This window comes from Proluteimonas luteida (genome assembly GCF_021191695.1).
GTDB lineage: Bacteria > Pseudomonadota > Gammaproteobacteria > Xanthomonadales > Xanthomonadaceae > Luteimonas > Luteimonas luteida.
The window spans coordinates 21610-42711 of the sequence record NZ_JAIWPT010000015.1 but is presented as its reverse complement, the minus strand read 5'-3'; the positions used below and the strand labels follow the sequence as shown (position 1 = coordinate 42711).

Sequence of the window (21102 nt, the reverse complement as noted above, 5' to 3'; positions counted from 1 at the left end):
ATCCTATGCGCCTGCCAGAGGAGCCAGCGCCGCATGCAAGCCTATCTGTGGACCAAGACCTTCCATCTCGTGTTCGTCATGGCCTGGGTCGCGGCCGCGTTCTATCTGCCGCGGATCCTGATCAACCTGGTCGAGGCCGGCGCGGCCGCCGACGTGCGCGCGCGGCTGGTGCTGATGGGGCGGCGGCTGTACCGCTTCGGCCACGTGATGCTGGGCCTGGCGCTGCTGCTGGGTCTGGTGCTGTGGCTGGGCTATACGGTGATCCCGGACTTCCCGACGATGGCGCCGCTCGGCAGTGGCGGCGACGGTTGGCTGCACGCCAAGCTGTTGCTGGTCGTGCTGCTGGTGGTGCATTTCGTCGTCGCCGGCCGCTGGCTGAAGGGCGTCGATGCCGGCCGCGCGCTGCCGTCGACGAAGACCCTGCGCTGGTTCAACGAGATCCCGGTGCTGCTGCTGGTCGGCGTGGTCTGGCTGGTGCTGGCCAAGCCGTTCTGACGTCCCGCCGTTGCGGTTGCCCGCCGCCGGCTGCGGAAGCGGGCAACCGGATCCGCGGCATGGCTCAAGTCTTGTCCGCGCGTTTCCTGCGCCGCGCACGATGCACGTCATGGGTCGCCGAGCCGATCGCACGGTCGGGCAGGGCGAAGTATTCGGGATGCTGCAGGGTGCGGTCCATGTCGCGCACGCCGCTCTCCCAGTGCTCGCGCAGCGGGATCTGGCCGAACGCGTAGTCCTTGCTCTGCTGCTCGTGCGGCTTGGTCTGGTAGATCAGGTGGATGATGTTGAACACGCGGTCGTCGAGGTAGGGCGACAGCGCCTCCTGCAGGTGCGGCGGCAGCTTGCGGTCCGGCAGCCGGGCGATCAGCTCCTTCAGCGAGGTGCGCAGCTTCTGCGCCATCTCGACCATCTGCGTCCCGTGGCGGGTGCGGCTGGAAAAGCGCACGTCCTTCATGCGTTCGAGCACGTCCATCATCGTCTGCGGACGCGGGCCGTGTGCGCTCCACAGGTCGACCTGGAACACCAGCGTGTCCTCGTGCGGGCGGCAGTCGAGGATGTATTCCAGCGGCGTATTCGACACGATGCCGCCGTCCCAGTACGGCTCGCCGTCGATCTCCACCGCGGGAAACGCCGGCGGCAGCGCGCCCGAGGCGAGGATGTGCTCGACCCGGATCGTCTCCAGCGCGCTGTCGAAGTAGCGGAAGTTGCCGCGGGTCACGCTGGCCGCGCCGACCGTCAGGCGGATGTCCGGGTCGTCGTTGATGCGGTCGAAGTCGACGAAGCGCAGCAGGGTCTCGCGCAGCGGCGTGGTGTCGTAGAAGCTCGTCGCCGCGTCGCTGCCGTCGCCGTACAGGAAGGGTGAGGCGGTGCGTGCCTCGAAGAAGCCGCGCTGGCCCTGCAGCAGCGCGCTGTAGGCGCTCATGCCGCGCGCCCACGACAGCAGCGCCGGGTGCTCGGGCAGGCCGGCGACGAGGGTGCGGATCGCCAGCGCCGACACCGCCATCGGCCCGGCCGGCTCGACGATCAGCTGCCAGAACGCGCGCAGCTGCGCGACGCGGGATTCGGGCGGGTTGCCGGCCAGGATCGCGGCGTTGATCGCGCCGATCGAGATGCCGGCGAACCAGTTGGGATCGATGCCGGCGGTGTGCAGGCGCTCGTAGACGCCGCACTGGTAGCCGCCGAGCGCGCCCCCGCCCTGCAGTACCAGCGCGACGGTGGGATAGCGCGCCACCTGCGCCTGCACCGCAGCGCTGGCGGGCGCGGCGTTCATTGCATGAACCAGCCGTGGCTGACGACGAGGCTCTGGCCGGTCAGCGCATTGGTCTCGAACGCGGCCAGCGTCAGCGCGACGTTGGCGACGTCGTCGACGGTGGTGAACTCGCCGTCGACGGTGTCCTTGAGCATGACGTTCTTCACCACGTCCTCCTCGCTGATACCCAGTTCCTGCGCCTGCTCGGGGATCTGCTTCTCGACCAGCGGCGTACGCACGAAACCCGGGCAGATCACGTTGGCCCGCACGCCGTAGGCGGCGGCCTCCTTGGCGACCGTGCGCGCCAGGCCGAGGATGCCATGCTTTGCGGTGACGTAGGGCGCCTTCAGCTTCGAGGCCAGGTGCGAATGCACCGAGCCCATGTAGATGATCGCGCCGCCGTCGCCGCGCTTCTCCATGTCGCGCAGGCACTCACGCGTGGTCAGGAAGGCGCCGTCGAGGTGGATGGCGAGCATCTTCCGCCAGTCGGCGAGGCTGAAGTCGGTGACCTTGTTGACGATCTGGATGCCGGCGTTCGACACCAGGACGTCGACCTTGCCGTAGCGGGCGACGACGGCGGCGATGCCGTCAACGACCTGGGCCTCGTCGGTGACGTCCATCGCCACCGCCAGCGCGTCGCCGCCGGCGTCGCGGATCGCCGATACGGTGGCCTCGGCGGCGTCGAGCTTGAGGTCGGCGATCGCGACCTTCGCGCCGGCGCCGGCATAGACCTCGGCGATGCGCTTGCCGATGCCGCTGGCCGCGCCGGTGACCACGCAGACCTTGCCATCGAGACGGTTCATGCTGTTGCTCCGGAATTGCGGGAGTTCCAGCTTAGCCGCAGCCGATGACGGCTGCCTCGTACCTTGGTGCAGCTTGCCCGCCGCGCGGTGGCGGGCCACGGGGCCCGCCGTCCGCCCGCCGGTTACTCGTTACTCGGCCGTCGCCGGCGCCGGGGCCGGGACGGGCTGCAGGCGTGGCAGCTCGACCGGCACGCCGTCGGCATTGCAGCGGCCCTGGGCGCACAGCTGCGCGCGCAGCGCCGGCGTGGCCTGCACGAGGATGTGGTAGATCACGTTCTGCTCCATCGTGCCGCGCACCGCGTCGCTGCCCGGGCCGCGGGCCCAGATGCCGACGTCGTCGCCGCCATGGGATTCGCTGTTCATCGGCACCAGCGCCTCCTGCATGAAATCCGGATGCTCGGTGTCGACCTCGAGCAGGTCCGGCCGGCCGTCGGCGGGCTGGAAGCGGCTGGGCTTGTGCAGGTGGGTCTTGGGGCCGGCCGGCTGCTGGTTGCTGGCGCCGGTGTAGCCGGGACCGTTGGCGTAGACCAGGGTGGTGTAGGTCAGACCGGTGGCGTCGAGCGCATAGGCGTTCGGGTCGTCGTCCTCGTTGACCCGCCCGCGCACCTTGCCGAGGATCGGGTTGCCGCGCACCGGGTAGCCGACGAAGTTGAGCGTGTGCGAATGGTCCGCGGTGACCAGGATCAGGGTGTCGTCGGCCGAGGTCATCTCGGCCGCGGCCTGCACCGCGCGCGACATCGCCACGGTCTCGTCGAGCGCGCGGAAGGCGTTGCCTTCGTGGTTGGCGTGGTCGATGCGGCCGCTCTCGACCAGCAGCACGTAGCCGTTGCCGTCGCGCTGCAGGTTCTCGATCGCGAAGCGGGTCATCTCGGCCAGGTCCGGCTCGCCGTCGTCGCCGCGGTCGCGATCGTGCTCGTACTGCATGTGGTCGTATTCGAACAGGCCGAGCACCGCGTCGGCAGCGGCCGACGCGCGCAGCTGCGCGGTGTTCCAGACATAGGTCCCGCCGGGATTGGCGGCCAGCCATTCGGCCGGCAGGTTGCGTCCGTCGAGACGCTGGCCGACCTTGTCGGGGTTTTCCGGGTCGCGCTCGGACACCGGCAGGAACTCGCCGCGCCCGCCGCCCATCAGCACCCGCGGGCCGCGGCCGGCGTCGAAGTCGAGCAGTTGCTGGGCGATGTCGCGGCAGCCGGCGGCGACGGCCTCTTCGGGCAGGTCGGTGTCGTTCTCCCAATTGCGCTCGGGCACGTGCGCGTAGGTCGCCGCCGGCGTCGCATGGGTCAGGCGCGCGGTGGTGACGATGCCGGTGGCGAGCCCGGCGTCGCTGGCCAGGCGCAGCCAGGACTGCAGGTGGCGGCCCTGGCTGTCGGCGCAGTCGAAGCGGTTGCCGGCGGAGACGCCGATCGCGCCCATGTGCGATTTCACCCCGGTCGCGATCGCGGTCATCGTGCCGGCCGAATCGGGCGTCTGCGAATCGGTGTTGTAGGTCTTGGACAGGCCGGTATTGGGGAAGTGCTCCCAGCTGAGCTGGTTCTCCTCGCCGCTGCGGCCGGCGCGCTGGCCCTCGAGGATGCGCGCGGCGGCGACCGTGGTCAGGCTCATGCCGTCGCCGAGGAACACGATGACGTTCTTCGCGTTGCCGGCCATCGCGCCGTTGCCGGCCGCGCGCGACGCGCCGCTGCGGTACCACCATTCGGCGGTTTCGTCGGCGCGGGTGGCCGCGGACGGCACGTCGACGGAGACGGCGGCGGCGCGGTCCGGGGTGGCGGCGCAGGCCGCCAGCAGGGCGGTGGCGAGGCCGGTGGAGATGGCCTGGAGCAGGCGGTGACGCGACATCGGCAGGGATCCTGTGCGGGTTGGCAGCCGGCAATTATGCGGGTCTTCAGTGTCCCGCCAATGACACGCCGACGTTTCGGCGATGCCGTCGCCACGCCGACAAGGGTCCGGTATGGTGCCCAATTCCGCGTCCGGCGCCGCCATGTCCCTGTTTTCGTCGCTGTTTTCCGCCTGGTTCCGCATTCCGTTCTGGCAGCGCGTGCTCGGCGCCTTCGTGCTCGGCGCCCTGGTCGGCTGGCTGATGGGGCCGGCGGCCGGCACCTGGCTGCAGCCGCTGGGCACGCTGTACGTCAACCTGATCCGCATGATCGCGGTCCCGCTGGTGTTCTTCGCGGTCATCAACGCGGTGTCGGCGTTGCACGGGCAGCAGTCGATCGCCGCGCTCGGCGGCCGTACCTTCGGCTGGTTCGCCGCGACCGCGGTGCTCGCGGTCGGCGTCGGTTTCGCGGCCGCCTACCTCTTCAATCCGGGGTTGAGCGTCGAGGCCGGCTCGCTGACTCCGCCGGCCGACTACACCCCGCGCGAGGTGCCGACGCCGGTCGAGGTGCTGCTCAATGTCGTGCCGACCAATCCCTTCGCGGCGCTGGCGGAAGGACGCATCCTGCAGGTGATCTTCTTCGCCGGCCTGCTCGGCTTCGCCCTGGTCAAGCTCGGCGCGCGGGTCGCGGCGCTGCGCACGCTGGTCGGGCAGGCCAGCGACGCGATGATCCAGGTCACCCGTTTCGTGCTGGAGATGACCCCGCTGGGGACCTTCGGCCTGATCGCGGCGCTGGTCGGCACCTACGGCTTCGACAAACTGCTGCCGCTGGGCAGCTTCGTCGTTGCGCTGTACGTCGCCTGCGCCGCGCACATCGTGTTCGTCTACGGCGGGCTGCTGCTGGCGCACGGGCTCAATCCGCTGAAGTTCTTCCGCGGCGCCGCGCCGGGCATGCAGGTCGCGTTCGTCAGTTCGTCGAGCCTGGCGTCGATGCCGGTGGCGCTGCGCGCGGTCACCCACAACCTCGGCGTCAACAGGGACTACGCCGCGTTCGCGGTGCCGCTGGGCGCGACCATCAAGATGGACGGCTGCGGCGCGATCTATCCGACGCTGGCCTCGGTGTTCATCGCCCAGTACTTCGGCATCGAGCTGAGCTTCGCCCAGTTCGCTGCGATCCTGCTGGCCTCGGTGCTGGGCAGCTTCGGCACCGCCGGCGTGCCCGGCACGGCGGTGGTGATGGCGACCGTGGTGCTGTCGGCCGCCGGGCTGCCGCTGGAAGGCCTGGGCCTGCTGCTGGCGATCGACCGGATCCTCGACATGATGCGCACGATGACCAACGTCACCGGGCAGATGCTGGTGCCGGTGCTGGTCGCCCGCGAGACCGGGCTGCTGGACCGCGACGTCTACGAGGCCGCGTCGAGCAACGTCGGGCTCGACGACGAGCCGGAGACGGCGCGGGAAGCCCGGGAGCCGGCATCGTCGCTGGATCGCCACGACTGACGCGGCCGCGGGTCATGACGATCTGCACACGCCAATAATGTCCAGGTCCCTATAGTCGGAAATCCGGGCCCCGGGGAGCGGGGTGGGACAAGGGAACCGACGATGAAGCGATTCGCAGGGCTGGGTGGCGCGTTAGCGCTGCTCGCGATGTTCGCCGCCCCGGTGGCGGCGCAAGGCACGCAGACGGAGAGCACGCAGACGGAAGGCACGGCGGCATGGCGCCTGCCGATCGAAACCCGCAAGCTCGACAACGGCCTGACCGTCGTCGTCTCCGAGGACCGCAGTTCGCCAACCGTCGGCGTCAGCGTGGTCTACCACGTCGGCATGCGGCTGGAGCCGGAGAACCGCACGGGCTTCGCCCACCTGTTCGAACACCTGATGTTCCAGGGCACGCCGACCGCGCCCAAGGGGGTGTTCGACCGCGTGATCCAGGGCGGCGGCGGCCGCCTCAACGGCTCCACCCGGCCGGACTACACCAATTACATCGAGACCGCGCCGGTGTCCGCGCTCAAGCCGATCCTGTGGCTCGAGGCCGACCGCATGAAGACGCTGGACTTCTCCCAGGAGAACCTCAGGAACCAGCAGGACGTGGTCAAGGAGGAGATCCGGGTCAACGTGCAGAACCAGCCCTACGGCCTGTTCTTCGTGTTCGACATGAACCGCCTGGCGTTCTCGAAGTGGGCCAACGCGCACGACGGCTACGGCAGCTTCGAGGACCTGGAGAACGCCTCGCTGGCCGACGTCGAGGCCTTCCACCGCGATTACTACGGGCCGAACAACGCGGTCGTCGGCATCGCCGGCGACATCTCGGCCGACGAGGCCTTCGCCCTGGTCGAGGAATACTTCGGCGACATCCCGGCGCGGCCGACGCCCGCGCGCCCGGACGTGTCCGAACCGCTGAACACCGAGGGCCGGCGCGAGGCGCAGGCCGACGCGCTGGCGCAGGTGCCGGCGCTCGCGGTCGGCTGGAAGGTGCCCGGCCGCGGCAGCGACGACCAGGCGCCGATGGCGGTGCTGGCCCAACTGCTGGCCGGCGGCGACGCGTCGCGGCTGTACCAGGGGCTGGTCAAGGGCCGCGAACAGCTGCTCAACATCAATGGCGGCATGGGCTGGCCGCTGGGCCATGCCTGGGACTACGACGGCCCGACGCTGCTGACGCTGTTCGCGCTGTACAAGCCCGATGTCGAGCCGGACGCGGTACTGGGCGCGATCGACGAGGAAATCGCGAAGATCGTCGCCGAGGGCGTGCCCGCCGAGACCCTGGCCGCGGCCAAGACCAAGCTGCTGGCCGACTACGTCGACGGCCTGGAGCCGTTCATCTCGCGTGCCGACGAACTGGCCAAGGCGCAGCTGCTGTGGGGCGATGCCGAGACCCTGAACAAGGTGCCGCAGTGGGTGCAGGCGGTCACCGTGGCCGACGTGCAGCGCGTCGCGCGGACCTACCTGACCGACGCCAACCGCACCGTCATCGACCGCGTGCCGGCCGCGATGGCCCCCGCCCGCGGCCTCGAAGCGCCGACCCCGCCCGCCGCCCCGGCCGTCGCGCCGGGCCAGGACTGAGGAGACCGACATGGACATCCGCAACCCATCCCGTCGCGGCACCCGCGCGCTGCGCCCGCTGGCCCTGGCGCTCGGCGCCTGCCTGTTCGCCCTGTCCGCGCACGCCCAGGACGGCGCTGCGCCTGCGCCCGAAGCCGCGCCGCCGACCGAACTCCCCGCCGGCCTGCCGGCCTACGACGCCGACAGGCCATTGCCGGAACTGGGCCTGGTCGAGCGCCGGCTCGACAATGGCCTGACCGTCTGGGTGCTGCCGCGCCAGGGCGGCCTGCCGAAGGTCGATTTCGTGCTGGCCGTGCGTGGCGGGCTGGCCAGCGATCCCACGGAACTGCCCGGCATGTCGAACCTGCTCGCCGGCCTGCTGCAGGAAGGCACGGCCACGCGCAGTTCGGTGCAGATCGCCGAGGAACTCGAGCGCCTCGGCGCCTCGCTCGGCGCCAGCGCCAGCAGCGACGGCGTGTTCGTCAGCGCCTCGGGCCTGTCGTCGTCGGCGCGGCCGCTGGCGGCGCTGTTCGCCGACGTCGTGCGCAATCCGGCGTTCCCGGAGAACGAGGTGCAGCTGGCGAAGGTCAACGCGCTGCAGAGCCTCAAGGCGATGCAGGCGCAGCCGTCGTACCAGGCCAATCTGGCGATGGGGCGGGTGCTGTACGGCAGCCATCCCTACGGCAACACCTTGCCGACCGAGGCCGGCATCAACGGCACCGACATCGCCGGCCTGCAGGCCGCGCATGCCGCGCGCTTCCACCCCGAGCGTGCGCTGCTGGTGATCGCCGGGCCGCTGGACGCCGACGCGGCGGTCGCGCTGGCGAACCAGGTCTTCGGCGACTGGCAGGGCGCCGCCGGCACGCTGCCCGAGGTCGCGGCGCCGGATTATCCGCAGGCGCCGCAGTTCGTGCTGGTGCCGCGCAGCGGCAGCGTGCAGTCGGCGGTGCGCATCGGGCGTCCCGCCTTCGCCGCCGACGACGAGCGCGCGATTCCCGCGGCGTTGGCCAACACCATCCTCGGCGGCGGTTTCGACAGCCGGCTGATGCGCAACCTGCGCGAGGAGAAGGGCTACACCTACGGCGCCGGCAGCAGCTTCGGCCTGCGCGCGCTCGGCGGCGCGTTCCAGGCCCAGGCCGACGTGCGCAACGAGGTCACCGGTGCGGCGATCGGCGAATTCCTCAAGGAATTCGAGCAGATGCGCGAGCGCCCCGTGCCGGCCGACGAGCTGGAGCGGGCCAAGCGCTTCACCGCCGGCACCTACCTGTTCCAGAACCAGCTGCAGGGCGCGGTCGCCTCGGCGCTGGCCGGCAACTGGCTGCTGGGCCGTCCCGCCGACTACCTCAGCACCTACGTCGAGAAGACCAACGCGGTCACCGCGCGCCAGGTGCAGTCGGTCGCGCGCGAGTTCTTCGACCCGAAGCAGCAGAGCATCGTCGTGGTCGGCGATGCCGGGGTCGCGGAGCAGCTCGCGCCCTACGGCGCGTTCAGGCAGGACTGACCGGCAAGGTGGCCGGCCATCGGTGGCGGGTCGCGACCCGCCACCTGCGCCGGCCGGCAACGCAGGTGGCGGACCGATCGCTCCGCTGCGTGCTCAGGCGGCTTCGGCCGCCGTCGCCGGCCTGCGGTTGAGCCAGAACGCGAACGCGGCCGCGGTGAAGAACATCAACAGGCTGTAGACCGCGGCCGGCACCGACATCATCGGACTCTGCAGCACGTTGAGCGCGATGAAGATCGCCAGCGTGCCGTTGTGGATGCCGATCTCCATCGCGATCGCGATCGCCTGCCGGCGCGGCAGTTTCAGGGCCAGCGGTGCGAGATAGCCGGTGCCCATGCTGACCAGGTTGAACAGCAGGCAGGCGATGCCGACCGCGGCGAAATAGCCCAGCAGCGTGCTCCAGGCCTGCGCGACCGCGGCGCCGATCAGCAGCACCAGCACCAGCACCGACAGCAGCCGGATCGGCTTTTCCATGCGACCGGCGAAACCGGTGGCGAAGGCCCGCACCAGCATGCCCAGGCTGACCGGCAGCACGATGATCACCGCGACCTCGACGATCTTGCGGGTCGGCGGTGGCACGTACTGGCCGGCGCCGAGGAAGAACTCCAGCGACAGGTTGAGGATGACCGGCAGCGTGACCAGGCACAGCACGCTGTTGACCGCGGTCAGGGTGATGTTGAGCGCCACGTCGCCGCGTGCCAGGTGGCTGTAGATGTTGGCCGTCGCGCCGCCGGGGGAGGCGGCCAGCAGCATCAGGCCGACCGCCAGTTCCGGCGGCAGGCGGAACGCGAGCGCGAGCCCGAGCGCGGCCCATGGCAGCACGCCGATCTGCAGCAGCAGGCCGACCAGCACCGCGCGCGGATAGCGGGCGATGCGGCGGAAATCCTCGAGCGTCAGGCCCAGCCCCAGCCCGAACATGATCACGCCCAGGGCCAGCGGCAGCAGCAGCGTCGTCAGCAGGGTCGATTCCATCGCCCGGCGCCGTCAGCGGGCCGGCGCGTGGCGGCGGGCCACGAGACGGCCGCCGGTCCAGGCCAGCGGCACCGGGCCGAGCACGCCGAGCAGGCTCATCCACAGCGGGTGCGGCAGCAGCCACGCATTGAGCAGCACGCCCAGCACGATCAGCACGCCGACCGCGACCGCGGCGCCGACCCGGTGCACGCGCGCCAGCTTCGCCGCGACCCAGCCGCCGCCGAAGGCCGCGACCAGCCAGCCCAGCAGCACCCAGGCGAGCTTTCCGGTCGAGGCGTTGGCGACGATCTCGGCCAGGTCCGCTTCGCTGGTCAGCTGGCCCCCGGGCAGCGGGAACAGCCAGCTGCCGAGGAATTCGAGGCCGAGCATCAGCATCATCGCGACCAGCATGCCGGCCATCACCGAAAAGATCGTGCGGATCACAGCGCCTCCCGAGCGCGGACGTCGTACCGCAGCATCGCCGCATGCGGCACGCGCTGCAAGCTGCGCCACCGCATCGCGATGCGGGCGGTGGATATCGCGTTCGCATCGCGCAGGTCGGCGCTGCGTCGCCGACGGGGCGGGTTCCGGGAAAGCCCCCGCGCCCGGGACGACACGGGGCATCGCGGCGTCGGCAATTCGCGTGTCGTTTCCGCCCCGTCACCGTCGTCCCGAGCGCAGCGAGGGACCTGCTTCCTCTCCGCTATCCGCCCGCCGGCACGGCGCATGTCCCCGAACGCGAAAAGGCCGCCCTGCGGCGGCCTTCGGTCGGCAGCGTCAGTGGCCGTCGCCGCTCAGACGCCGGCGACCCGGCGCGCGGACTTGAAGCGGGCCGCCCAGTAGCCGGAATCCAGCTCCGACACCATGACGTCCTTGCCGGTGCGCGGTGCATGCACGAAGCGGCCTTCGCCCAGATAGATGCCGACATGGTCGATGCGGTTGCCGCGGCGGCCGAAGAACACCAGGTCGCCTGCGGTCAGCGCGGCGCGATCGACGCGCTCGCCGTTCTGGGCCATGTCGCGGGAGACGCGCGGCAGTTCGATGCCCAGCGCGGTGCGGAACACGTAGCCGACCAGGCCGCTGCAGTCGAAGCCGCTGTCCGGCGACGAGCCGCCCCAGCGGTACGGGGTGCCGAGCAGGGTCAGAGCGCGCTTGAGTACGGTTTCGATGCGGCCGTCGGCCTGCACCTGGATCGGCTTGTCGACGTCCAGCGCGATCAGCTGGTTGATGTCGCTGGCCAGCAGCACTTCGGGCTGCGCCACCTGGGTGGCCGGGGTGGCGAGGGTCCGGGCGACCGAGGTCACCGGTTCGATCTGGTCGGCGGAGTCGCCCGCCAGGCCGGGGCCGGCGAGGGCCGGGGCGGCTGCGGAAGTCAGCAGCACGGTGGCGATGAGGATGCGGAAGGTCTTGCGGGAGTGGGTGGCGGAAGCGCCTTGGGAAGCGTCTTTTTTCGTCACGTGGGTTTCACATCTGTCGCGGACCAGCGGGGGAAGCTACCGGACGATTGTCGACAGAGTGTTAAAAAAGGATTAATGAATGCGTGCAAGTGCTCGTTTTTGAACGCAATTCAGTGAAGGACGCGTTTGGATCCGGTGTAGGTCCGCCGCCAGTAGCTGCCGTCGAGGTGGTCCAGCCGCACCGTGCCGCCGGTGCTGGGCGCATGCACGAACCGGCCCTCGCCGACATAGATGCCGACGTGGGTGACCGCGTTGCCGCTGCCGAAGAACACCAGGTCGCCGGCGGCCAAGCGTTCGGGGGCGATCTTCGGTCCCTGGTAGGCGTAGAGGTCGCGAGAGGTGCGCGGCAGGCGCAGGTCGAGCATGTCGCGATACACGTAGTTGACCAGTCCGCTGCAGTCGAAGCCGCCCTCGGGCGTGTTGCCGCCGTAGCGGTAGGGCGTGCCGACCAGGCTGATCGCCCGCATCAGCACCGCGTTGGCCGCGGCCGGATTGCCGGGGGTGACCTGCGCCCATTCGCGGGTCGCGGCCGGGGCCTGCGCCGGCGCGACCGGGCGCACGTCGTTGCGCCCGCATCCGGCCAGCAGCAGGCCGGCGAGCGCGAGTCCGGCGAGCCGGCGGCCCGCGTCGCCGCGGCGGCGGCGCATTGGCGCGGACGCGGCCGAGTCGGGATAATGCGGGGTTCCTTGCACGGGGGCGACGCCTGTCTGCGGATTGCCGGCATCGTGCCCCAAGCGTGCCTTTTCCCTCAAGCGGCCCGCCCGCTCCAACGAGTATCGCCATGAAGATCGAGAAAGACCGCGTCGTCCGTTTCCACTACAGCGTTGCCGAGGCTGGCCAGGAGCCGGTGGAGACCTCGCAGGGCCGCGAGCCGCTGGCGATCCTGTTCGGGCACGGCAACATCATCCCCGGCCTGGAGAAGGCGATGGAGGGACACGAGGCCGGCGACACCTTCAAGGCCGACGTGACCGCCGAAGAGGCCTATGGCGAGCGCCGCGAGGGCATGACCCAGCGCGTGCCCAAGAAGCACTTCGGCGCGCAGAAGCTCGTGCCCGGCCAGCAGGTCGTGCTCAACACCAGTTTCGGCCCGCGCGCGGTGACGATCGAGAAGGTCGGCATGAGCGTGGTCGACGTCGACCTCAACCACCCGATGGCCGGCAAGGACCTGCAGTTCGACATCGAGATCGTCGAGGTGCGCGAGGCGTCGGCCGAGGAGATCGAGCACGGCCACGTGCACGGCGACGGCGGCCACCAGCACTGACGGGGCCGTGGAGCCGGGGCGCGCGGCGATGCCGCGTCCGCCCCGGCTGCCCGCGCAATGCGGTTGCGGACGTGCCGATGGTCCGCCGGTCGGTCACACTGCGGGGGCAGGCGGCGTCCCGGGTACTGGTGCCGCCCGGGCGGCATTGCGGAACAGGAGCAGGGGCATGGGCAGGCAGGACGGATTGGGGCCGGTAAGCGCGGGCGAGCGCCTCGGCGTGATGGACATGCTGCGCGGCGTCGCGCTGCTGGGCGTGTTCCTGATGAACATCGAGTGGTTCTCGCGGCCGATGCAGCAGATGGGCTCGGGCATCCCGGCCGATGCCACCGGGCTCGACCACGCCGCCGCCTGGTTCGTGCACGTCTTCGTCGCCGGCAAGTTCTGGACCCTGTTCTCGCTGCTGTTCGGCATGGGCTTCGTGCTGATGAGCGAGCGCATCGCCGCGGCCGGGCAGTCGGTCGAGCGGGTGTTCGCACGGCGCATGGCGGCGCTGTTCTGCTTCGGCGTGCTGCACATCGTGCTGCTGTGGCCCGGCGACATCCTGCATACCTATGCGCTGGCCGGCCTGCTGCTGATGCTGATGCGCGGCCTGTCGCCGAAATGGCAACTGCTGATCGGCCTGCTGGCGTACCTCGGTCTGTGCCTGTTCTACCTGGCCAATGCCGGCCTGTTGCTGGTCCTGCCCGCCGACGTCATGGCCGGCATGCAGGCGGACTTCGCCTCGGCCGCGGCCACCGCCGCGGCGGTGTACCCGGACGGCGGTTTCGGCGCGGTCACGCTGCGTCGTGTGCTCGACTACGCGATGGTGGGGCTGCAGGGCAACATGGTGTTCGTGCCGATGGTGCTGGCCGTGTTCCTGGTCGGCAGCTGGCTGATGCGCGGCGGCTGGCTGCGCGATCCGGCGTCGAAGCGCCGCTTCTGGTGGCGGCTGCTGGCCTTCACCCTGCCGCCGGGCGCGCTGTTCACCGCGGCATCGGTTGCGCTGGGCACCAGCTTCCCTGCTGGCGCGTTCGATCCGCGCGGCGTCGCGGCGGCGGCGCTGATGCTGCTGGGCGCATTGCCGTTGTCGCTGGCGTACGTGGCGCTGCTGGTGCTGGCCTGGTCCAGCGCGACCGGTGCGCGCGTGCTCGGCGTGGTCGCACCGGCCGGCCGCATGGCCCTGACCCACTACCTGGGACAGTCGCTGGTCTGCTCGCTGCTGTTCTACGGCTACGGCTTCGGGCTGTGGGGCGAACTCGGTCGCGCGGCGCAGACCGGACTGGTGCTGCTGGTGTTCGCGCTGCAGGTGGCGGTCAGCCACCTGTGGCTGGCCCGTCACCGCTATGGACCGATGGAATGGCTGTGGCGCTGGCTGACCTACGGGCGGCGTCCGGCGTGGCGCCGCGACGACGCTGCGGCGACGGCGTGACGGCGATGGCGGATCGCGACGACGTGCTGATCGTCGGCGGCGGCGTCGTCGGCCTGGCCTGCGGTCTTGCGCTGCTCGAGGCCGGCCGCCAGGTGCGCGTGCTCGAGGCCGGCACCGCCGGCTGCGGCAGTTCGCACGGCAACTGCGGCACCATCACTCCCAGCCATGCCGCGCCGCTGGCCGCGCCGGGCACCATCGCCAGGGTGCTGCGCTGGATGCTGACGCCCGACGCGCCGTTCCGCGTGAGCCCGCGCTTCGACCCGGCCCTGTGGCGCTGGATGCTCGGCTTCGCCGCGCGCTGCAACCGCCGCGACTGGCTGCAGGCGATGCAGGCGCGGGTCGCGATCCTGCAGGACTCGCGCGCCGCGCTGCCGGTCTGGCTGGCACGGCACGGGATCGCCTGCGAGTTCGAGTCCTCCGGCGTCGATCACGTCTATCGCAGCCGCGCCGACTTCGACGCCTTCGCCGACGAGGCCGACCAGCTGCGCGCGCTCGGCATCGCGGTGGAGCAGGTCGACGGCGCCGAGTACCTGCGCGGCGAGCCGGCGCTGCGCGAAGGCGTGGCCGGCGCGGTCCGTTTCCCCGGCGACGCGCGGCTGCGTCCCGACCGCTACGTCGCCGGCCTCGCCCGCGCGTTCCGCGAGGCAGGCGGCGTGATCGTCGAGGACTGCGAGGTGCAGGCGTTCGAGGAAACCGGCGACGGCGTGCGCGCGCAGACCGCGCGTGGCGTGTTCACGGGACGCGACCTGCTGCTGGCGGCCGGCGCGTGGTCGCCGACGCTCGACCGCAGCCTCGGCCTGCGCATTCCGGTGCAGCCGGGCAAGGGCTACTCGATCACCTACAGCCGGCCGGCGCTGGTGCCGAAACGGCCGCTGGTGCTGCACGAACGCAGCGTCTGCGTGACCGTCTGGGACAGCGGCTTCCGGCTCGGCAGCACGATGGAATTCTCCGGCTACGACCGTTCGCTCAATCCCGTCCGGCTGGCCGCGCTCGAGCGCGGCGCACGCGAGTACCTGCACGAGCCGGTCGGCGCGGTGCGCGAGGAAGAGTGGTTCGGCTGGCGGCCGGTCAGCGTCGACGACGTGCCGATCCTCGGGCCGGTGCCCGGCCGTCGTCACCTCTGGCTCGCGACCGGTCATGGCATGCTCGGGGTCAGCATGAGCGTGGCGACCGGACAACTGATGACCGACCTGATCTGCGGCCGCGAGCCGCGCCTTGATCCTGCTCCCTACGCGCCGGCGCGATTCGCGTGAATGCCGCGGCCGCGGACGCGCTGGCGTTCGACCTGATCGTGATCGGCGGCGGTTCGGGCGGGCTGGCCGCGGCCTTCCGCGCCGCCGAACACGGCGCGCGCGTGGCCCTGCTCGAACCCGGCCCGCTCGGCGGGACCTGCGTCAATGCCGGCTGCGTGCCGAAGAAGGCGATGTGGCTGGCGGCCGATCTCGGCATGCGGCTGCAGACCGCCGCCCGGCTCGGCTTCGTCCTGCCGGACGCGGGCCGGGTCGCGTTCGACTGGTGCGAGTTCCTCACCGACCGCGAGCGCTACATCCACGGTATCCACGACAGTTACCGCAGCCGGCTCGACCGCGACGGCATCGTGGTCGTGCCCGCGCGCGGCCGGCTGGCCGGCGAGGGCGTGGTCGAGGCCGACAACGGCGTGCGCCTGGCCGCGCCGCACATCGTGCTGGCGACCGGTTCCAGCCCGCGCCGGCCCGACCTGCCGGGCGCGGAACTGGCCGGCGTCTCCGACGACTTCTTCGACCTGCGCGCTGCGCCGGCACGGGTGGCGCTGGTCGGCGGCGGCTACGTCGCGGTGGAACTGGCCGGCGTGTTGCAGGCGCTGGGCAGCCAGGTCGACATGTTCGTGCGCGATGCGCGCCTGCTGCGCCCGGCGGAGGCCGAACTGGTCGCGCAGCTGCAGGACAACTACCACCAGCTGGGAATCGGGCTGCACACCGGCTACGTGCTCGAGCGCATCGAGCGCGAGGCCGACGGCAGCCTGTGCCTGCACGGTGCCGACGGCGCCGCGCCGCATGCCTGCGACGTGGCGCTGCTCGCCATCGGCCGTCGTCCCAACACCGCCGGCCTCGGCCTGGAGCGCGTCGGCGTCACCCCCGATGCCGACGGCAACATCCCGGTCGACGACTGGCAGCAGACACCCGCCACCGGCGTCTATGCGGTCGGCGACATCTGCGGCTGCGGGCCGGCGCTGACGCCGGTCGCGATCGCCGCCGCGCGCCGGCTCTGCGACCGGCTGTTCGGCGGCCGCCCCGGCTCGAAGCTCGATGCGGACAACGTGCCCAGCGTGGTGTTCTCGCATCCGCCGCTGGCCATGGTCGGCATGACCGAAGCGCAGGCCCGCGAGGCCCATGGCGACGATGTCCACGTCTACACCAGCCGCTTCCGGCCGATGATCGAAGCGCTGGCCGATACCGCGCAGTGCAGCCTGTTCAAGCTGGTCTGCGTCGGCGCGGAGCGGCGCGTGGTCGGCCTGCACCTGCTCGGCGACGGCGCCGACGAGATCCTGCAGGGCTTCGCGGTCGCGCTCAAGCGCGGCATCACCCTCGACGACCTGCAGGACACGATCGCGATCCACCCGACCAGCGCCGAAGAAGTGGTGCTGATGCGGTGACACGGGGGTAGGGGACACGGACACGCGTCGCGTCCGCTGCGCCCGGACAGGACGCCGTCTCCACCGCTTACAATCGCAGCATGACCGACACCCTCTTCGCCCTGCATCGCGGCACCGCGCCGTTGCTGGTCAGCCTGCCGCACGACGGCACTCACGTACCCGACGACATCGCCGCGCGGCTGACGCCGTCGGCACGGCGGGTGCCGGACACCGACTGGCACATCGCCCGGCTGTATGCGTTCGCGCGCGACCTCGGCGCATCCGTGCTGGTGCCGTCGCATTCGCGTTATGTCGTCGACCTCAACCGCTCCGAGGACGATGTCTCGCTGTATCCCGGCCAGAACACCACGGGCCTGTGCCCGCTGGTGCAGTTCGACGGCACGCCGGTCTATCGCGACGGCGCCGCCCCGGACGAGGCGGAGGTGCGCGCCCGTGTCGAGCGCTACTGGCGGCCCTACCACGCCGCGCTGCGCGGGGAACTGGCGCGGCTGCGCGAGGCTCACGGGCGCGTGGTGCTGTGGGAAGGACATTCGATCAAGGGCGAGCTGCCGTTCCTGTTCGACGGCCGGCTGCCGGACCTCAACCTCGGCACCGCCGGCGGCGCCAGCTGCCGTCCGGCGCTGCAGGCTGCGCTCGAGGACGTGCTGGCGGCGCAGGGCGCCTACGGCTGGGTCGCCAATGGCCGCTTCAAGGGCGGCCACATCACCCGGCATTTCGGCGATCCCGGGCGCGGCATCGACGCCGTGCAGATGGAGATCAGCCAGCGCTGCTACATGAACGAGGACAGCTTCGCGTTCGACGCCGCGCGCGCGGCGCCGTTGCAGGCACTGTTGCGCACCCTGCTCGAGACCACGCTGCGCTGAGAGGCTAAGCGTCATTTGCCAGCCGACTGCGACCGCCGCCGAACGTCCGTGGCGGCGACTGCGGATCGTCGCCCTGATCCCGTAGGTCGGCCCTACGCGGCCGACGTGCGCGATGTCCGGATTCACCAAGTGTCGGGGGCGTTGCCCCGATCTACGTCTGAGCGCTGCCGGCAGGCGCGCAGGTCAGCCGGGCAGCCAGACCGGCAACTGCAGCGCCAGCGGCACCGTGACGACCGCGAGCAGCGTCTGCAGGGTGATCAGCGACGCCATCAACGGTGCGTCGCCGCCCATCTGGCGGGCCATGATGTAGGCGTTGGACGCGGTGGGCAGCGCCGCGTAGAAGCAGGCCGCACGGGTCACGTCGTCGTCGGCGCCCAGCAGGCGGCAGGTCAGCACCGCCAGCAGCGGCAATGCCAGCAGTTTCAGCGCCGACGTCGCGCCCAGCGCCAGCGGACGGGCCGAAGACCAGCGGAAATCGAGGCCGCCGCCGACGCAGACCAGCCCCAGCGCGAGCGAGGCGCCGCCGACGATGTCCAGTCCGTTGGCCAGCGGCGCGGGCACGGTGATGCCCAGGCCGTTCACCAGGCCGCCGGCGAGCGTCGCGAGGATGATCGGATTCTTCGCCAGCATCGCCGCGACGCGCGCGGGGCCGACCCGGGTCCCGCCCCACCACGCCAGCGCGGCGACCGCGACCACGTTGACCACCGGCAGGCAGATCGCCAGCGCCAGCATCACCAGCGCTGCGGCATCGGGCGCGAACAGCAGCGAGGCGACGGCGAGCCCGAAATAGGTGCTGGGGCGGACCGCGCCCTGGATGATCGACGAACGGCTGGGGTCGGGCAGGCGCCTGGCCAGCGGCAGCGCCATGACCAGCAGGCCCACCATCGCCAGCGTCGGCAGCAGGGTCGCGGCCGTGAGGTCGCGCAACGCGCTGCCGGAGAAGTCCAGGCGCGCGGTATTGATGAAAAGCAGGGCCGGGAAGGCGATGTAGAACGAGAACCACTCGATTGCCGGAAAGAACCCCTCCGGCGTCCAGCGGCCGCGGCGCAGCCACGCGCCCAGCAGCACGATCAGCAGGACGGGTACGGTGTAGGCGAGCACCGCTCAGACCGTGCCGCGCAGGATGCGCCGGGGCGATGTTCCCCGGCCGGTCACCGCGGCGGTAGCGCGTGGATCGCCATCAGACTTCCAGCGTCGCCAGGTCACCCTTGGTCTCCAATCGCGCCAGGCATCGGGTTCCGCCGCGGTGATGTCGGGGCCGTCGCCACGGCAGGACGGAACGAATTGCCATCAGACTTCGAGTGTCGCCAGGTCACCCTTGGTCTCCAGCCGCGCCAGGCATCGCGTTCCGCCGCGGTGATGTCGGGGCCGTCGCCACGGCAGGACGGAACGAATCGCCATCAGACTTCCAGCGTCGCCAGGTCACCCTTGGTCTCCAGCCGCGCCAGGCATCGCGTTCCGTCGCGGTGATGTCGGGGCCGTCGCCACGGCAGGACGGAACGAATCGCCATCAGACTTCCAGCGTCGCCAGGTCACCCTTGGTCTCCAGCCACGCCTTGCGATCCGAAGCCCGCTTCTTCGCCAGCAGCATGTCGATCAGCGAACGGGTTTCCAGATCGTCGTCGTTGGTCAGCTGCACCAGGCGGCGGGTGTCGGGGTGGATCGCCGATTCGCGCAGCTGCGAGGGATTCATCTCGCCAAGGCCCTTGAAGCGGGTCACGTTGACCTGGCCCTTGAGCTTCTCGCGCGCGATCTTCTCCAGCAGCAGTCGCTTCTCCTCCTCGTCCAGCGCGTAGAACACCTGCTTGCCGACGTCGATGCGGAACAGCGGCGGCATCGCCACGAAGATGTTGCCGGCTTCGACCAGCGCCGGGAAATGGCGCAGGAACAGGGCGCTGAGCAGGGTCGCGATGTGCAGGCCGTCGGAGTCGGCGTCGGCCAGGATCACCACCTTGCCGTAGCGCAGGCCGGAGATGTCGTCCTTGCCCGGGTCGCAGCCGATCGCGACCGCCAGGTTGTGCACCTCTTCCGAGCCCAGCACGGTGCCGGAGGCGACCTCCCAGGTGTTGAGGATCTTGCCGCGCAGCGGCAGGATCGCCTGGAAATCCTTGTCGCGCGCCTGCTTGGCGCTGCCGCCGGCCGAATCGCCCTCGACCAGGAACAGCTCGGTGCGCGACAGGTCCTGGCTGATGCAGTCTGCCAGCTTGCCGGGCAGCGCCGGGCCCTGGGTGACCTTCTTGCGGGTGATCTGCTTCTCGGTCTTGAGCCGCGCGCTGGCGCGTTCGATCGCCAGCTGCGCGATCTTCTCGCCCATCTCGACGTGCTGGTTGAGCCACAGCGAGAACGCATCGTGGGCGGCGCCCTCGACGAAGCCCGCCGCCTGGCGCGACGACAGCCGCTCCTTGGTCTGGCCGGAGAACTGCGGGTCGGTCATCTTCAGCGACAGCACGAATGCGACCCGGTCCCAGACGTCCTCGGGCGCCAGTTTCACGCCACGCGGCAACAGGTTGCGGAAGTCGCAGAACTCCCGCAGCGCGTCGGTGAACCCGCTGCGCAGGCCGTTGACGTGGGTGCCGTGCTGCGCGGTCGGGATCAGGTTGACGTAGCTCTCCTGCACCAGTTCGCCGTCGGCGACCCAGGCGACCGCCCAGTCGACGGTCTCGGTGGTGCGCGCCAGGTTGCCGACGAACAGCTCGGGCGGCAGCAGTTCGCGGTCGACCAGCTCGCCGCGCAGGTAGTCGCGCAGGCCGTTCTCGTAATGCCACTCGTCGCGCTCGCCGGTCGCCTCGTCGAGCAGGCTGACGGTCAGTCCCGGGCACAGCACCGCCTTGGCGCGCAGCAGGTGGCGCAGCGCGCGGACGTTGAACTTCGCGGTGTCGAAGTACGACGGGTCCGGCCAGAAATGCAGGCGGGTGCCGGTATTCTTCCTGCCGACGCTGCCGACCACCTCGAGTGCGGACGTGCGGTCGCCGTCGGCGAAGCCCATGTGGTACTCGTTGCCGTCGCGCTTGATGTAGACGTCGACGCGGGTCGACAGCGCATTGACCACGCTGACGCCGACGCCGTGCAGGCCGCCGCTGAAGGTGTAGTTGCGGTTGCTGAACTTGCCGCCGGCATGCAGCCGCGTGAGGATCAGCTCCACGCCCGGCATCTTCTCCTCGGGGTGGATGTCGACCGGCATGCCGCGGCCGTCGTCGGCCACCTGGCAGCTGCCGTCCTTGAACAGCGTCACGTCGATGCGGTGTGCGTGGCCGGCCAGGGCCTCGTCGACCGCGTTGTCGATGACTTCCTGCGCCAGGTGGTTGGGGCGCGTGGTGTCGGTGTACATGCCGGGGCGGCGTTTGACCGGATCCAGGCCGGAGAGGACTTCGATGTCGGCTGCGTTGTAGCGGTTGTTCATGCGTCGCTGCTGCGGGGGAATCACGGAATGGTAAAGGAATTGTGCACACCGGCGGCCGCGCGGCCGGGCGCCCCGAAACGCCGCGAGCCCTTGCGGCATCTGCATGTAAGCGTTTGCAGGATTTGTTAGGGCCGCGTGGAGCGCTTGTAAGCAAGCTGTTGTTCAGTCTCGGGTCGGTTCCGACTGGCTAGGGTCGGGGCGTCGATGAGGGATTCATTGCGCCGGCGACGTCC

18 protein-coding genes are annotated in these 21102 nt (G+C 70.8%); 9 read left to right on the top strand and 9 right to left on the bottom strand.

Annotation, left to right across the window (positions count from 1 at the left end; all coding sequences use genetic code 11):
* Positions 1 to 33 precede the first annotated feature (33 nt).
* Positions 34 to 495 (top strand): HemJ family protein, encoded by a 462-nt coding sequence (locus tag LDO26_RS13520; RefSeq protein ID WP_232131622.1) that lies wholly within the window; start codon positions 34 to 36, stop codon positions 493 to 495.
* 64 nt (positions 496 to 559) lie between these two features.
* Here the strand turns inward: LDO26_RS13520 and LDO26_RS13515 are convergent, their stop codons facing one another.
* The 3 genes from LDO26_RS13515 to LDO26_RS13505 form a co-directional block, all read right to left on the bottom strand.
* A complete protein-coding gene (locus tag LDO26_RS13515) occupies positions 560 to 1765 on the bottom strand; it encodes a patatin-like phospholipase family protein (protein WP_232131621.1) in 1206 nt (401 codons plus the stop codon).
* The gene (locus LDO26_RS13510; protein ID WP_232131620.1) at positions 1762 to 2547 is read right to left on the bottom strand and encodes a 3-hydroxybutyrate dehydrogenase; all 786 of its coding nucleotides are present in this window, start codon (positions 2545 to 2547) and stop codon (positions 1762 to 1764) included. Before LDO26_RS13510 ends, LDO26_RS13515 begins: the two co-directional genes overlap by 4 nt.
* A 129-nt stretch (positions 2548 to 2676) precedes the next feature.
* On the bottom strand, positions 2677 to 4383 hold the full coding sequence (locus tag LDO26_RS13505) for an alkaline phosphatase family protein (protein WP_232131619.1): 1707 nt from the start codon (positions 4381 to 4383) through the stop codon (positions 2677 to 2679).
* A gap of 142 nt (positions 4384 to 4525) precedes the next feature.
* On the opposite strand from LDO26_RS13505, the gene LDO26_RS13500 reads away from it, so the two are divergent.
* The 3 genes from LDO26_RS13500 to LDO26_RS13490 all read left to right on the top strand — a co-directional run bounded on the left by LDO26_RS13500 (position 4526) and on the right by LDO26_RS13490 (position 8900).
* Positions 4526 to 5860 (top strand): dicarboxylate/amino acid:cation symporter, encoded by a 1335-nt coding sequence (locus tag LDO26_RS13500; protein WP_232131618.1) that lies wholly within the window; start codon positions 4526 to 4528, stop codon positions 5858 to 5860.
* Positions 5861 to 5962: 102 nt separating this feature from the next.
* Positions 5963 to 7420 carry a M16 family metallopeptidase gene (locus LDO26_RS13495; RefSeq protein WP_232131617.1) on the top strand — a complete coding sequence of 486 codons (1458 nt, stop codon included), beginning with the start codon at positions 5963 to 5965 and terminating at the stop codon, positions 7418 to 7420.
* 10 nt (positions 7421 to 7430) lie between these two features.
* Positions 7431 to 8900 carry a M16 family metallopeptidase gene (locus LDO26_RS13490; RefSeq protein ID WP_232131616.1) on the top strand — a complete coding sequence of 490 codons (1470 nt, stop codon included), beginning with the start codon at positions 7431 to 7433 and terminating at the stop codon, positions 8898 to 8900.
* 93 nt (positions 8901 to 8993) lie between these two features.
* Here the strand turns inward: LDO26_RS13490 and LDO26_RS13485 are convergent, their stop codons facing one another.
* From LDO26_RS13485 to LDO26_RS13470, 4 genes are all read right to left on the bottom strand, one after another.
* Positions 8994 to 9869, bottom strand: coding sequence for a bile acid:sodium symporter family protein (locus LDO26_RS13485; protein WP_232131615.1), 876 nt, complete (start codon positions 9867 to 9869; stop codon positions 8994 to 8996).
* Positions 9870 to 9881: 12 nt separating this feature from the next.
* Positions 9882 to 10292: a hypothetical protein gene (locus LDO26_RS13480; protein WP_232131614.1), complete on the bottom strand. Its 411-nt coding sequence runs from the start codon at positions 10290 to 10292 to the stop codon at positions 9882 to 9884.
* A gap of 350 nt (positions 10293 to 10642) precedes the next feature.
* Entirely contained in the window at positions 10643 to 11305 is a 663-nt protein-coding gene (locus LDO26_RS13475; protein WP_232131613.1) for a C40 family peptidase, read from the bottom strand.
* A gap of 110 nt (positions 11306 to 11415) precedes the next feature.
* The gene (locus LDO26_RS13470) at positions 11416 to 11952 is read right to left on the bottom strand and encodes a C40 family peptidase (RefSeq protein ID WP_232131612.1); all 537 of its coding nucleotides are present in this window, start codon (positions 11950 to 11952) and stop codon (positions 11416 to 11418) included.
* A 134-nt stretch (positions 11953 to 12086) separates the two neighbouring features.
* Here LDO26_RS13470 and LDO26_RS13465 point away from each other — a divergent pair, with 134 nt between their 5' ends.
* From LDO26_RS13465 to hutG, 5 genes are all read left to right on the top strand, one after another.
* Positions 12087 to 12566 (top strand): FKBP-type peptidyl-prolyl cis-trans isomerase, encoded by a 480-nt coding sequence (locus LDO26_RS13465; protein WP_232131611.1) that lies wholly within the window; start codon positions 12087 to 12089, stop codon positions 12564 to 12566.
* 166 nt (positions 12567 to 12732) lie between these two features.
* Positions 12733 to 13974: a DUF418 domain-containing protein gene (locus LDO26_RS13460; protein WP_232131610.1), complete on the top strand. Its 1242-nt coding sequence runs from the start codon at positions 12733 to 12735 to the stop codon at positions 13972 to 13974.
* A 5-nt stretch (positions 13975 to 13979) separates the two neighbouring features.
* Entirely contained in the window at positions 13980 to 15227 is a 1248-nt protein-coding gene (locus tag LDO26_RS13455; protein WP_232131609.1) for an NAD(P)/FAD-dependent oxidoreductase, read from the top strand.
* Entirely contained in the window at positions 15224 to 16606 is a 1383-nt protein-coding gene (gene gorA, locus LDO26_RS13450; protein WP_232131608.1) for a glutathione-disulfide reductase, read from the top strand. The genes LDO26_RS13455 and gorA overlap by 4 nt, the downstream gene beginning before the upstream one ends.
* A gap of 80 nt (positions 16607 to 16686) precedes the next feature.
* Positions 16687 to 17469 carry an N-formylglutamate deformylase gene (gene hutG, locus LDO26_RS13445; protein ID WP_232131607.1) on the top strand — a complete coding sequence of 261 codons (783 nt, stop codon included), beginning with the start codon at positions 16687 to 16689 and terminating at the stop codon, positions 17467 to 17469.
* Between the two features lie 183 nt (positions 17470 to 17652).
* Here hutG and LDO26_RS18240 read toward each other — a convergent pair whose 3' ends face one another.
* Entirely contained in the window at positions 17653 to 18570 is a 918-nt protein-coding gene (locus tag LDO26_RS18240; RefSeq protein WP_232131606.1) for an AEC family transporter, read from the bottom strand.
* 409 nt (positions 18571 to 18979) lie between these two features.
* Positions 18980 to 20869 carry a DNA topoisomerase IV subunit B gene (parE, locus tag LDO26_RS13435; protein WP_232131605.1) on the bottom strand — a complete coding sequence of 630 codons (1890 nt, stop codon included), beginning with the start codon at positions 20867 to 20869 and terminating at the stop codon, positions 18980 to 18982.
* Between the last annotated feature and the right edge of the window lie 233 nt (positions 20870 to 21102).

Coding starts and splice junctions, on each gene's coding strand:
- LDO26_RS13520 (WP_232131622.1), top strand. CDS start 34: ATGCAAGCCTATCTGTGGACCAAGACCTTCCATCTCGTGTTCGTCATG.
- LDO26_RS13515 (WP_232131621.1), bottom strand. CDS start 1,765: ATGAACGCCGCGCCCGCCAGCGCTGCGGTGCAGGCGCAGGTGGCGCGC.
- LDO26_RS13510 (WP_232131620.1), bottom strand. CDS start 2,547: ATGAACCGTCTCGATGGCAAGGTCTGCGTGGTCACCGGCGCGGCCAGC.
- LDO26_RS13505 (WP_232131619.1), bottom strand. CDS start 4,383: ATGTCGCGTCACCGCCTGCTCCAGGCCATCTCCACCGGCCTCGCCACC.
- LDO26_RS13500 (WP_232131618.1), top strand. CDS start 4,526: ATGTCCCTGTTTTCGTCGCTGTTTTCCGCCTGGTTCCGCATTCCGTTC.
- LDO26_RS13495 (WP_232131617.1), top strand. CDS start 5,963: ATGAAGCGATTCGCAGGGCTGGGTGGCGCGTTAGCGCTGCTCGCGATG.
- LDO26_RS13490 (WP_232131616.1), top strand. CDS start 7,431: ATGGACATCCGCAACCCATCCCGTCGCGGCACCCGCGCGCTGCGCCCG.
- LDO26_RS13485 (WP_232131615.1), bottom strand. CDS start 9,869: ATGGAATCGACCCTGCTGACGACGCTGCTGCTGCCGCTGGCCCTGGGC.
- LDO26_RS13470 (WP_232131612.1), bottom strand. CDS start 11,952: ATGCGCCGCCGCCGCGGCGACGCGGGCCGCCGGCTCGCCGGACTCGCG.
- LDO26_RS13465 (WP_232131611.1), top strand. CDS start 12,087: ATGAAGATCGAGAAAGACCGCGTCGTCCGTTTCCACTACAGCGTTGCC.
- LDO26_RS13460 (WP_232131610.1), top strand. CDS start 12,733: ATGGGCAGGCAGGACGGATTGGGGCCGGTAAGCGCGGGCGAGCGCCTC.
- LDO26_RS13455 (WP_232131609.1), top strand. CDS start 13,980: ATGGCGGATCGCGACGACGTGCTGATCGTCGGCGGCGGCGTCGTCGGC.
- hutG (WP_232131607.1), top strand. CDS start 16,687: ATGACCGACACCCTCTTCGCCCTGCATCGCGGCACCGCGCCGTTGCTG.
- parE (WP_232131605.1), bottom strand. CDS start 20,869: ATGAACAACCGCTACAACGCAGCCGACATCGAAGTCCTCTCCGGCCTG.